Origin of the sequence: Elizabethkingia occulta (assembly GCF_002023715.1) — a bacterium.
Lineage (GTDB): Bacteria > Bacteroidota > Bacteroidia > Flavobacteriales > Weeksellaceae > Elizabethkingia > Elizabethkingia occulta.
Genome location: NZ_MAHX01000016.1, coordinates 281,229 through 293,734 on the forward strand (window position 1 = coordinate 281,229; position 12,506 = coordinate 293,734).

10 protein-coding genes are annotated in these 12,506 nt (G+C 36.5%); 6 read left to right on the forward strand and 4 right to left on the reverse strand.

What is annotated here, in order from left to right:
* Nucleotides 1-2: 2 nt before the first annotated feature.
* From pgi to lon, 4 genes are all read right to left on the reverse strand, one after another.
* Nucleotides 3-1,646: a glucose-6-phosphate isomerase gene (gene pgi, locus BAZ10_RS12030; RefSeq protein WP_078772253.1), complete on the reverse strand. Its 1,644-nt coding sequence runs from the start codon at nucleotides 1,644-1,646 to the stop codon at nucleotides 3-5.
* Between the two features lie 108 nt (nucleotides 1,647-1,754).
* Complete coding sequence (locus BAZ10_RS12035) at nucleotides 1,755-2,684, reverse strand: DUF4349 domain-containing protein (protein WP_078772254.1); 930 nt, start codon at nucleotides 2,682-2,684, stop codon at nucleotides 1,755-1,757.
* A 227-nt stretch (nucleotides 2,685-2,911) separates the two neighbouring features.
* Complete coding sequence (locus tag BAZ10_RS12040) at nucleotides 2,912-3,280, reverse strand: DoxX family membrane protein (protein ID WP_059156026.1); 369 nt, start codon at nucleotides 3,278-3,280, stop codon at nucleotides 2,912-2,914.
* A gap of 96 nt (nucleotides 3,281-3,376) precedes the next feature.
* Nucleotides 3,377-5,776 (reverse strand): endopeptidase La, encoded by a 2,400-nt coding sequence (gene lon, locus BAZ10_RS12045; protein ID WP_078772255.1) that lies wholly within the window; start codon nucleotides 5,774-5,776, stop codon nucleotides 3,377-3,379.
* A 255-nt stretch (nucleotides 5,777-6,031) separates the two neighbouring features.
* Here lon and BAZ10_RS12050 point away from each other — a divergent pair, with 255 nt between their 5' ends.
* The 6 genes from BAZ10_RS12050 to BAZ10_RS12075 all read left to right on the forward strand — a co-directional run bounded on the left by BAZ10_RS12050 (nucleotide 6,032) and on the right by BAZ10_RS12075 (nucleotide 12,503).
* Complete coding sequence (locus tag BAZ10_RS12050) at nucleotides 6,032-8,185, forward strand: peptidylprolyl isomerase (protein WP_078772256.1); 2,154 nt, start codon at nucleotides 6,032-6,034, stop codon at nucleotides 8,183-8,185.
* A gap of 117 nt (nucleotides 8,186-8,302) precedes the next feature.
* Nucleotides 8,303-9,250, forward strand: coding sequence for an MlaD family protein (locus BAZ10_RS12055; protein WP_078772257.1), 948 nt, complete (start codon nucleotides 8,303-8,305; stop codon nucleotides 9,248-9,250).
* Between the two features lie 14 nt (nucleotides 9,251-9,264).
* Entirely contained in the window at nucleotides 9,265-10,599 is a 1,335-nt protein-coding gene (locus BAZ10_RS12060; protein ID WP_078772258.1) for a (Fe-S)-binding protein, read from the forward strand.
* A gap of 74 nt (nucleotides 10,600-10,673) precedes the next feature.
* Nucleotides 10,674-11,459, forward strand: coding sequence for a (Fe-S)-binding protein (locus tag BAZ10_RS12065; protein ID WP_078772259.1), 786 nt, complete (start codon nucleotides 10,674-10,676; stop codon nucleotides 11,457-11,459).
* 17 nt (nucleotides 11,460-11,476) lie between these two features.
* Entirely contained in the window at nucleotides 11,477-11,965 is a 489-nt protein-coding gene (locus BAZ10_RS12070; protein WP_078772260.1) for a hypothetical protein, read from the forward strand.
* 22 nt (nucleotides 11,966-11,987) lie between these two features.
* On the forward strand, nucleotides 11,988-12,503 hold the full coding sequence (locus BAZ10_RS12075) for a hypothetical protein (protein ID WP_078772261.1): 516 nt from the start codon (nucleotides 11,988-11,990) through the stop codon (nucleotides 12,501-12,503).
* Nucleotides 12,504-12,506 lie beyond the last annotated feature (3 nt).

The window sequence follows — 12,506 nt, forward strand, 5'->3', positions numbered from 1 at the left end:
TGCTATTTTTTCGCTTTATAAAAATTAATCAGTCCGTTCGTAGAGCTGTCATGTGATGTAATTTCTGCAGTATTCTCCAGTTCTGGAAGGATTTTATTTGCTAAAGCTTTTCCTAATTCTACCCCCCATTGGTCGAAACTGAAAATATTCCAGATCACACCCTGAACAAAAATTTTGTGCTCGTAAAAAGCAATAAGCTGTCCCAGAGTAAATGGCGTTAATTCTTCAAAAATGAAAGAGTTAGTAGGTGTATTACCTGTGAATGTTTTGAAATTGGTTAAAAAGGCAATTTCTTCTTCATTTTTTCCGGATGCTTTTAGCTCAGTAATTACTTCTTCTTTTGTCTTACCAAAAGCTAAAGCTTCCGTCTGTGCAAAGAAGTTGGACATTAATTTGTCTTGGTGATCACTAAGGTTATTGTTTGCTTTTACATATGCAATAAAGTCAGCTGGAATAAGCTCAGTTCCTTGGTGAATCAATTGGTAGAAAGCATGCTGTCCGTTTGTTCCCGGCTCTCCCCAGATGATAGGTCCGGTTTCGTAATCTACAAATTCGCCATTTCTGTCAACAGATTTACCATTACTTTCCATATCTCCTTGCTGCAGGTATGCTGCAAATCTGTCAAGATACTGGCTGTATGGTAATATCGCATATGAACTTGCATCGAAGAAGTTGCGATACCAAACTCCTAATATACCCATTAGTACAGGGATATTGTTTTTAAATTCTGTATTTCTAAAATGTTTATCCGTGTCCTGTGCACCACGAAGTAATTTTTCGAAGTTGTTGTATCCTACGGCTAGTACAATGCTTAATCCGATTGCACTCCAAAGTGAGTATCTTCCGCCAACCCAATCCCAGAATTCGAAGATATTTTCTTCAGCAATTCCGAAATTCTTTACAGCTTCAACGTTTGTGGAAAGTGCTACGAAATGTTTTGCAACATCTTCCTCTTTTCCTGCTTTCAGGAACCATTCTTTTGCAGAAAGTGCATTGGTCATTGTTTCCTGAGTTGTGAATGTTTTGGAAGCAATGATAAACAAAGTTGTTTCCGGATTCAGATTTTTGACAACTTCAGCAATATGATTACCATCTACATTGGATACGAAGTGTGTGTTTAATCTTGTTTTATAGTGCTTCAGCGCGCTGCAAACCATTACAGGGCCGAGGTCAGAACCTCCGATCCCTATGTTTACAACATCTGTGATTTCTTTTCCTGAAAACCCTTTATGTTCTCCTGAAATAATTTTTTCAGAAAAAACTTTCATTTGGTTCAGCACTCTCTGAACATCTTCATCGATGCTTTTACCATTAACTACAATCTTTTCTTCTCCAAAATTTCTCAGGGCTGTATGAAGTACAGCTCTGTTTTCAGTTTGGTTAATCAGGTCTCCGGTAAACATTTTTTCGATGGCATCCTTCACATGACACTCTTCTGCCAGTGCTAAAAGAAGTTCAAAAGCTTTTTTATCTACAAGGTTTTTTGAAAAATCAAACAGAAGGTTCTCCCTCTGGATAGAAAATTCCGAAAATCTGCTTTTATCTTCTGTGAAAAGCTGCTTCAGATCGAAATCTGTTTCCGCGAAATGTTCTTTTAGTTGTGCCCAGGCTTTGGTTTCAGTAGGATTGATTGTGTTTAAAGACATTTTCGTAATGGTTTTAAGACGCAAATTTACGCAATCGTATTGAATTTTTTACTTTTTTGAGTATGAATAGATTGTAAAGTAAAAGGACTGCATTTGCAGTCCTTTTACTTAGTCATTTACTGTTGGTTTTGGAGATTTTGGCCGTTTCAAGCCTTTAGCGCGAACAAACCATATAATTCCTGCTACTATAAGAGCAAATGGCCATAAATTTAGCAGAATGATAAAAAATTGTTGAATAAGGTAGAATCCGTTGATAATAGATAATTTAGCCTCGTAAAAGAAGTTGGTTTTATATTTTGCATCTATTGATTTGGTATTGGTTACAGCTATTTCTGCTACACGAACATTGGGCTCTTTTATGCTCAGATTCACAGTGCTGTAAGCAATGTTATCTTTCAGGTTGTAAGAATCTATAATATTCTGATTGTGATCTCTTTCGTTGTCATCGCCTTGTTCTACGGTTGTGGATGTAGGTTTAAGCTTATCGATATTGCCTTCTTTTTTCTTCATTCTTTGCTGTTCCAGCTGTGCCATTTTAATGTTTGCTGTTACATCTTCAGCATTGATGATTCTGGAATTTAAAAACAAATTCTGGCTGTTAATCTGTTGAAGGAAATCTGCCAGCTGCATGGTGGGTACTTTTACAACCATATCATTCTGCATAGTTGATTTTTTTACCATAACAGCTTTGTCATCACTCTGGTTATAAGTCTCCTCTGAGAGCAGATTGTTTTTGAGTTCACTGTTAATGACATAACCACCCATTTGCTTCAGCTGATTTTCTATTTTAATAGTTGTATCATAGACGTCTTTAACCTCCATATTTACTGTTGCTGTTTTTACAAACTCTTTGCCTTTTACCTGTGTAGAGGCTGCTAAAGATATGCTATCTGTTGTAGACGCTGAGGCTTCTGCTGAGACCGCTTTTGCGGATTCATAATTTGCATCGGACATAGAAGCAGATTCCTGTTTTTTGCAAGAAAAAACGCTAAGAATAAGTACGGATGCAAGGGTTAGATTTAATGTATTATTTTTCATAATTAGAATTTTTGATCGTTAGCTATTCCAAAGATCCAAAAGTTCTGATCTGGCCACTTGAAAATCAAGCGTAAAATTCTTGTAAATAGATTTTTACTTTTAATAAATTGATAATGAGTGTTTTGTAAAACAATATTTCTCTTCAGTGAGAGTTAAAATATTAAGTAAGCATAAAAAACCGCCCAAAAAAATTGGACGGCTAATTAAATATTTAGTGATTAGTGTATTTAGCTTATCAGGTTTTTGTATTTGCTGCTGTTGTCTATAAGCATCCAAAGGTTGATTAATGCTAAAGGAGCCGCAATAGGTAATCCAGTAGTGTCTTTAAGGTTATGAAGCAGGATGCCTACCATAACGGGAAGGATAATAATAGCGCCCAAAGCTCTTGTTTTTGGGAAGATAACTAATAGTCCACCAGTAATTTCAACAACGGCTACCAAAGGAAGAAGCCAGCCAATTTCCATAATAGCCCCGAATATTTTTTTCTGCTCTTCAGTTAACTGGGGAGTTGGCATAAAGTGAAAAAACTTATCCAATCCGGCCTGAATAAACATTAGCCCAAACAATAGGAAAATGATGAATTTTACGATTTTCATAATTTTGTAATTTAATAGTTTAGACCAAAGTTATAAAAAATAAACTTCACATATTTTGTGAAGTTTATAATTGTATAGGTTTTATGTTGTGAATGACTAAAGTGCTATTTCTATTACTTCTTTCATTTTATTTACATAATGAATGTTTAGATTTTTAAGATATTCTTTCTTTATTTCTTCAACATCTTTACGGTTGGCTTCACACAAAATAACATCTTTGATACCTGCACGTGTTGCGGCAAGTAATTTTTCTTTAATTCCACCTACAGGAAGAACTTTTCCACGAAGTGTAATCTCGCCGGTCATAGCAAGATTCGACTTTACTTTTTTGTTGGTAAAGCTGGAAACCATAGAAGTCAGCATTGCAATACCTGCAGAAGGTCCATCTTTAGGGGTAGCACCTTCAGGTACGTGAATGTGGATATTCTTATCCGTTAGCTGTTCTTCCGTCATACCCAGTTCTTCATACTTAGCTTTGATGTATTCTAAGGCGATAGTAGCTGACTCTTTCATAACATTACCAAGGTTTCCGGTCATTGTTATGGTTGTGCCTTTGCCTTTAGATAATATACTTTCAATAAACAGAATGTCACCACCTACACTTGTCCAGGCAAGTCCGGTAACAACTCCTGGAACATTTGTTGTTTCAGAAAGGCTTTTAGGGCGAGGTACTCCAAGAATTTCATCAATCTTTTCTACAGTAATTTTTGAATCATATTCCTGCTCCATTGCTTTTTGTAAAGCAACCCAACGTACAACAGAAGCAATGTTTTTCTCCAGTCTTCTTACACCGCTTTCCGAGGTATGTGCCTCAATGATATGGGCGATTTCTTTATTTCCCAGTTTTATAGCATCGGATGTCAATCCGTTTTCTTTTAGCTGCTTACTGATAAGGTGTCTTTTAGCGATTTCGATTTTTTCTTCCAGTGTATATCCGGAAATGTCAATAATCTCCATTCTGTCTAATAATGGACGCTGTACAGCACTAAGGTTATTGGCTGTAGCAATAAACATGGCTTTGGATAAATCATATCCATATTCTAAGAAGTTGTCGTAGAAAGAATTATTCTGTTCCGGATCTAAGACTTCTAAAAGAGCTGAGGACGGATCACCGTGTACACCAGTACCAATTTTATCGATCTCATCTAAAACAATGACAGGGTTAGATGTTCCTGCTTTTTTTATAGCCTGAAGGATTCTTCCGGCCATAGCACCAATATATGTTTTTCGGTGGCCTCGGATTTCGCTTTCATCGTGAAGTCCTCCCAAAGAGATACGGATATACTTTCTTCCCAAAGCATCAGCAATGGATTTTCCTAAAGAAGTTTTACCAACTCCCGGAGGGCCGGCAAGACATAAAATAGGAGATTTCATGTCATTTTTCAGCTTCAGGACGGCCATGTGCTCCAGTATTCTTTTCTTGATATCCTCCAATCCAAAGTGAGCTTTGTCCAGAACTTTTTGTGCCTTCTTCAGATCAAAAATATCTTTAGAATAGGTCGCCCATGGCAAATCTGTAAAGAAGTCCAGATAATTACGCTGAACATTGTAATCCGGTGAATTAGGATTTTGTCTTAATAACCTTCCTAATTCTTTCTGGAAATGCTGTTCAACATCCTCATTCCAGTTTTTCTTTTGTGCTTTTTCACGAAGTTCGTCAGCATCGCCTTCTGGACCACCTCCCAATTCTTCCTGAATAGTTCGGATCTGCTGGTTAAGAAAATATTCTCGTTGTTGTTTATCCAGATCGCGACTGGTTTTCTGATGGATCTGATTTTTTAATTCTATTTTCTGGAAATCTTCAGATAATAGCTCATAGCATTTGGCTGCGCGCTGGTATAGATCTTTAATTTCTAATAGCTGCTGCTTGGTCTCGGTTGGAAAACTTGCGTTAGAGCATATAAAATTGAGTAAGTCCGCTTCTCCGGTAATATTTTTTACAGCAAAGTTTGCTGCATTAGGTATATTGGGATCGATTTCTATAATGCGCAAAGAGATATCCTTGATGTTATCTATTAAAGCAGCAAACTCCTGCCTGTCTTTTTTAACTTCTGTATCTTTTAATCTGGTAATTTCAGTGGTAAAATAAGGTTCTTCGGTCAGCACCTTTTTTACTTTGCAACGGTCTACCCCTTTAATAATAGCTGTAATGTTTCCTTCAGGAAGGTTAATAATCTTCAGAATTTTACCAAGAGTACCAATTGAGTTCAGCGAAGATGGTGTAGGCTCTTCTTCTGACGCATTTTTTTGGCTTACTACTGCGATAAGTTTGCCCTGTTTGTGTGCTTCCTGCAGTAGTTTAATTGATTTTTCTCTTCCTGCTGTAATAGGCATAATTACTTTAGGAAAAAGAACGATGTTGCGAACTGCAAGTAATGGGAAGATTTTTTGGTTTTTCTCAGTTTCTTTGTCTATACTGTCTTTTATTTCCTCTTCAATAATGTTGAAACCGTCTTCTAAAAAATCTTCGATTTCTAATATTTCTTTGTCGCTCATACTATGTCAGTTTGTCATAAAAAAATAAACTCCGTTTCAGCTTCATAGATAAACAGCTGAATTTTCGAGAGTAGGTAAGATGGCACAATAGATATGCCATTGTGAAATATATATTTTTTTTAGGACAAAATTTCTGCTTTCAAATTTATTGAGGTATACTAAAAAAAATTCTTTATTCCATTAAAAATGTTTATTTTCGCACCTTGATATTCAATAAAAGTTTACAAATAATTTTAAAACGAAAATACATTATTAATGGCAGTTTTAAGTGAAATTAGAAAGAGGCCTTGGATCCTGATAGGTTTTTTAGCCATCGCGCTTTTGGCTTTCCTGGTTAATCCCGATAGCCTAAACAAAGTTTTTGGTAAAGACCCAAATGTTTTAGGAAAAGTAAACGGAGAAAAAGTCACCCGTGAGGAACTGGATGATCAGATTTTTCTTTTACAACAACAGTCTCAGGGACAGCCTAGAGAGGCTTTAGAAGAGCAGGCATGGCAAATGATTATTCAGTCCAAACTAATCAAACAACAGTTTGAAAAGATGGGGCTGAAATTAACGGACGAAATGTTCTGGAATCAAATCCAGTACGATCCGATGTTTGCTCAGAACCCTCAATTGGTAGACGAAAAAGGGAACTTTAAAGTTCAGGAGCTTAAAAAAGAAATCGAGGCTATGAAAGCCCAGAACCCGGAGCAGTATGCTAACTGGCTTAAAATGAAAAAAGGTATTGAATACCGTATCATGGCAAGGCAGTTTTTTGCAAACGTTACTGCCGGAGTTACTGCCAACAATAAAGAAGCGGCTGAAATCTTGAAAGAAAGAGATCAGTTAGCGAATATTGATTACGTGAAAGTAGATTATGCTGCATTTGGACGTGTCAATAATGTAAAAGTTACAACTCAGGATCTTGCAGACTATATTAAAAAACATCCATTAATGTTCAAAGCAGATCCAAGCAGAAATATTGGGATTGTATTGTTCCCGGCTAAACCGAGTGCTCAGGATGAAGCTGCTACTCAGACTGAAATTAACAAACTGAATACTCAGGGTGTTGATATGGGAGCCGGAGTTGAAAGTTTTCAGAATACCAAAAACGACTCAATGTTCGTTACGGTTAATTCTGATGTCCCTTTCAATTCTCAGTTCTTAGCATTGGCTCAGCAGCCAGAAGAAATCAGAAGTTTCTTAGGAGGTGCAGCTGTAGGACAGTCATTCGGACCATACAAAGTACAGGACCGTTACTATGTTGTTTCTAAATTAGTTGGAAAACAGCCTAGCGATTCTGTAAAATCAAGACATATTCTTATTGCTTTCAAAGGAAGCCCGGCTGATCAGGCAGGAAAAGAGAAAAGAACAAAAGAGCAGGCGAAAAAACTTGCAGATAGTATTGGCGTTGTTGTAAAAGCTAACCCTGCTAAATTTACTGACTTCCTTAAGTTTTCAGCTGATCCGGGATCTGCTGCACAAGGAGGTGAATTAGGATGGACTACTCCAGAAACTCCATTTGTTCCTGAATTCAAAGCTTACTTAGCTGCAAATCCAAAAGGAGCTACAGGAGTTGTTGAAACTCAATTTGGTTATCATATCATCAATATCGAAGATAAGAAACCTGGAGCTATGGGCTACAAAGTGGCTAATCTTGTAAAAGAGATCAAAGCTTCTGATAAAACAAATAGCACTGTATACACTGAAGCAAATAAATTTATTCAGGATGTACAAGGTAAGAGCTTCAATGACTTTAGCAATATTGCAAAGAAAAAGAACTATACTTTTGCTAACCCGAAAATGGCAAAACGTTTCCAGGGACAAATCCAGGGAATCAATACAGATAAAGATGCAGATGTATTGGCATGGGCATTTGATAAAAAAACAAAAGCAGGAGATACTAATATCTTTACGACAAGTAATGGTGATTATGTAGTGGCTTACCTGAACGGAAAACAAGATGCAGGTCTTGCTGATCCTGAATCTGTGCGTTCAGAAATTGAACCAATTGTAAAGAACCAGCTATTAGCTAAAAAGATTATTGAAAAGATCGATGCTCAAAAGCCTTCTTCATTGGATCAGGTGGCAAAACTTTTCGGAGTTGCTAAAGAAAGCGGACAAATTAATATCCTAAACCCTGCATTAAGTGGTGGAATGGAGCCTAAAGTTGCAGGTGCTGCATTCGGAGCAAAAGCAAACCAACTTTCTAAACCAGTTGAAGGTGTTGCCGGAGTATATGTAGTAGTTAAGAAATCTGTTGCTGAAAACAAACAAGGTGGAGATGCGAAGTCAATTGCTCAGGCATTGATGCAGCAGGGGGCACAGATGTACGGACAGGCTTTATTAAAGAGTCTACAGGACAAAGCTGATATCAAAGATTACAGAATCGAGATTTATAACAAGGCAGCTGCGGGCCAGCACTAAACAAATAAAGATATTCTGACAACATAAAAAGCAACCGTTATCGGTTGCTTTTTCTATTTATTGAATAATTTTTCATACTTTAAAAAACCTTATATTTGCTCATTAAAATATATATTCGTGAAAATTTCCAAAGAAGTTAAAGCAGGACTTATAGCAATTTTGGCCATCGTTGGTTTTGTTATTCTTTTTCAGTTTATGAAAGGTAAGAGTTTATTCTCAACAGATGATAACTACTATGTAAAATACGACAATGTAGAAGGCCTCGCAAAATCAAGCCCTGTATCCATCAATGGATTGAAGGTAGGTCAGGTTATAGAAATTAAGCCGATGACCCAGAGTAATGGTCATATTTATTTTGTGGTGAAAATTAGTGTTAATAATGATTTTGTGTTCTCAAAGAATTCAAGTGTTGAAATTTTTGAACCAGGCCTAATGTCCGGTAAAGAAATCAGAGTTAATCTGGCATATAACCAACCATACGCTAAAAATGGTGATACTCTGAGAGGAGCTTTCAAACAATCTATGATGAATAGCCTTTCATCTCAGGTAGGGCCGGTAAAAGATAAATTAACATCCGTATTATCCCGTCTTGATTCTGCTGTAGCAAGTACCAACAAAATTATGGATGATGAAAACAGAAGAGAGATCAAACTTCTTCTGAAAAATCTTAATGGAACGGTTGAATCATTCAGAATAACATCACAACAGACCAATAAACTTTTGGCTGGTAGTGAAGGAAGGCTGAACAATGTGCTGGATAATGCTAATAAAACAATGATTACAGCGAATAATACTGTAGATAAATATGGTAAGGTTGCTGAAAGCATTAATACAAAACAGCTGAATGATGCAGTTGCTAAATTAAGCGAAACATCTGATCAGCTTAACAAGGTTATTGCAGGGATAGAATCCGGAAAAGGATCTTTAGGAAAATTGACCAAAGACGAGGAACTGTACAATAACCTTAATAAGTCTGCCGCATCGCTTAATGCATTGATGGAAGACCTTAAAACAAACCCGAAACGTTATATTAATATTTCGGTATTTGGTAAATCTGCTAAATAATATTAAATTTAGATATGCAATATATTAGTAACATTTTGTTTCTTATCCTCCTGATAGTAGGTTTCGGACTTTTCTTTAAGAGCCTTAAAGAGCTTGTGCGCAATGTTAACCTGGGAAAGGATATCGATCGTTCAGATAATAAAAATGAACGTTGGGCTATTATGGGTCGTGTGGCGCTTGGCCAAGGCAAAATGGTTAAAAGACCTGTTGCAGGGATATTGCATATTTTGGTTTACTTAGGATTTATAATTGTAAATCTTGAGCTTATAGAGATTTTTGTAGACGGACTTTTTGGTACCCACCGTTTCCTTGCCGGAATATTGGGGGCTGGATTTTACAATGTGTTTACTTCAGTTTTAGAAATTATGGCTTTTCTTGTGGCGGTTTCTATTGTTATATTCTTTATCAGAAGAAACATTGTACACGTTCGACGTCTTAATATGAAAGAACTTCTCGGCTGGCCAAAGAATGATGCCAATTGGATTCTTGTTATAGAATTTGCACTGATGATGGCATTCTTTAAAATGAATACTGCAGATTGGGTTTTACAACAAAGAGGAATTTTACCTGTACATGGAAATTTCCCTGTGAGCTCTCATCTGTTTGCACCAATATTTAATAATTTTAGTAATGGTTTTCTAATCTTTACAGAAAAGGCAGCATGGTGGTTTCACATTATAGGAGTATTCTTCTTTATGAACTACTTGTATTACTCTAAACATTTGCATATTCTTTTTGCTTTTCCCAATACATGGTTTGCAAATCTTCAGAAGAAAGGGAAATTCAACAATCTTGATTCTGTAACAAAAGAAATAAAGCTAATGATGGATCCTAATGCAGATCCTTATGCAGCTGCACCTGCCGATGCAGATCCGAATGCTGTTCCGGATAAATTCGGAGCAAATGATGTGTTCGATCTGAACAAAGTACAATTACTTAATGCTTATTCGTGTACAGAATGCGGTCGGTGTACAGCTGTTTGCCCGGCAAATATTACGGGGAAAAAGCTTTCTCCACGCCGTATTATGATGGCGACGAGGGACAGGCTGGAAGAGGTTGGCAAAAACATTAATAAAAACGGGAAGTTTGTAGACGATGGTAAAAAGCTTTTGGACGATCATATCTCTCGTGAAGAGCTATGGGCATGTACGACTTGTAATGCTTGCGTAGAAGCTTGTCCGGTACTTATTGATCCGCTTTCCATTATATTTGAAATGAGAAGGTTTATGGTAATGGAACAGTCTTCGGCACCTCAGGAACTTAATCTGATGATGACGAATATTGAAAACAATGCTGCACCATGGCAATACAATCAGGCAGACAGATTGAACTGGGCAAACGAAAGCTAATATAACAATGTAAAATATAACAATGTAGCAATATTGGTAAACAGTTACATTGATAAATTGGTAAACTAAAAAAAATGGACTTCACTATAAAGACAATGGCTGATTATATGGCTGAAGGCAAAGCTCCGGAAGTATTATTCTGGGTAGGTTGTGCCGGAAGTTTTGATGATCGTGCTAAAAAAATAACAAAAGCTTTTGCAAAACTTCTGAATAAAATAGGAGTAGAGTTTGCTGTATTGGGACAGGAAGAAAGTTGTACAGGGGATCCTGCAAAACGTGCAGGTAACGAGTTTGTTTTCCAGATGATGGCTCTAACTAATATAGAAGTCCTAAACGCATACGAGGTTAAAAAAATTGTAACAGCTTGTCCACACTGTTTTAATACTCTGAAAAATGAATATCCGGAATTGGGTGGTCATTATGAAGTATTGCATCATACACAATTCCTAAAGGAGTTAATGGCTGATGGAAGACTGAAAATAGAAGGCGGAAGTTTTAAAGGAAGAAGAATTACTTTCCACGATCCATGCTATCTTGGTCGTGCAAATGATGAATATGAGGCACCAAGACAACTCCTTGAAAAACTAGATGCTGAGCTTGTAGAAATGAAGCGTTGCAAAACCAACGGGTTATGTTGTGGAGCGGGTGGTGCACAGATGTTTAAAGAGCCCGAAAAAGGTAATAAAGACATCAATATAGAAAGAACAGAAGAAGCACTGGAACTGAAACCAAATATTGTAGCAACGGGTTGCCCGTTCTGTAATACAATGATGACAGATGGTGTGAAGCATTTTAATAAAAATGAAGAAGTTCAGGTAAAAGATATTGTTGAGCTTATAGCTGAAGCAGAAGAATTGTAAAATTAAATTGTATTGTGATGAAAATTGAATCTTCAGAAGTTGTAGAAACAAACGATTACAGAGTTATTACTTATCCCGCAAGCAGAGCATTTACGGCTAAAGAAGCTAAAGATATTACAGAAAGAATTTATGATTTTTTAGGCGGATGGAAAGCTCATGGAAAAGAGCTTGAAGCTTCTTTTAAAATCGAAAAAAATCAATTTATTATTATCTGTGTAGACGAAGAAAAAGAAATGGCTTCTGGCTGTAGTATAGATGCTTTGGGTAAGCTAATGCATGAAATTGATGCAGATTATCAGTTAGGACTTTTCAACAGAATGAAAGCTTGTTATCTGGAGAATGGAGAAGTGAAGACATTAAAACTTACAGATTTCCGTTCCAAAGTTAAAAATGGAGAAATTGGTGATGACGTTGAAGTTTTTGATTTTTCTAAAAATACTTATCTGGATTTCTTAAGCAATTTTTTACTTCCGCTTAAAAAAAGCTGGGCAGGCCATATTGCCTAAACTATAGCTGTTAGTTTTGTATATGAAGAAATGGCAATTTTTTTTCGGGTTAGCATTTGTTTTTTTGCTTGTGACGGCATGCAGGCAGGATGATGGTGTACACCAGAATATTGATCAGACGATCAATTTTTATTTTCAGGATACTAAAGGCAATGATCTTATTATTCCGAATGATCCTACAGGATATGCCAGTAGAATTACCTTTATAGATAATTTGTCTGTTACGGGTAATACTGCAGTTTCGGGTATAACACCAGGAGTTGATGATGCCAAGAAGAATTATTTGCAATATATTGCAGGAGCAATAAGACAGGGATTGTCTGATTCAACTGCTACAAGTAAGAAGTATACATCTCAGATTCTTATTAATTATAATAAAGTCACTAATGATACAAAAGTGATGGCACGGGATACATTGGATATTGTCTATTTCTGGACCCCCTCACTATTCAATGTTTCCTCCATTAGTATTAATAAAAAAGTTGTCTTTAATGGATCCGGTGGCCAGCAAAAGAATGTCACAATTACCAAACAATAATTT

Coding starts and splice junctions, on each gene's coding strand:
- BAZ10_RS12075 (WP_078772261.1), top strand. CDS start 11,988: ATGAAGAAATGGCAATTTTTTTTCGGGTTAGCATTTGTTTTTTTGCTT.
- BAZ10_RS12040 (WP_059156026.1), bottom strand. CDS start 3,280: ATGAAAATCGTAAAATTCATCATTTTCCTATTGTTTGGGCTAATGTTT.
- BAZ10_RS12060 (WP_078772258.1), top strand. CDS start 9,265: ATGCAATATATTAGTAACATTTTGTTTCTTATCCTCCTGATAGTAGGT.
- BAZ10_RS12065 (WP_078772259.1), top strand. CDS start 10,674: ATGGACTTCACTATAAAGACAATGGCTGATTATATGGCTGAAGGCAAA.
- BAZ10_RS12035 (WP_078772254.1), bottom strand. CDS start 2,684: ATGAAAAATAATACATTAAATCTAACCCTTGCATCCGTACTTATTCTT.
- pgi (WP_078772253.1), bottom strand. CDS start 1,646: ATGTCTTTAAACACAATCAATCCTACTGAAACCAAAGCCTGGGCACAA.
- BAZ10_RS12050 (WP_078772256.1), top strand. CDS start 6,032: ATGGCAGTTTTAAGTGAAATTAGAAAGAGGCCTTGGATCCTGATAGGT.
- BAZ10_RS12070 (WP_078772260.1), top strand. CDS start 11,477: ATGAAAATTGAATCTTCAGAAGTTGTAGAAACAAACGATTACAGAGTT.
- lon (WP_078772255.1), bottom strand. CDS start 5,776: ATGAGCGACAAAGAAATATTAGAAATCGAAGATTTTTTAGAAGACGGT.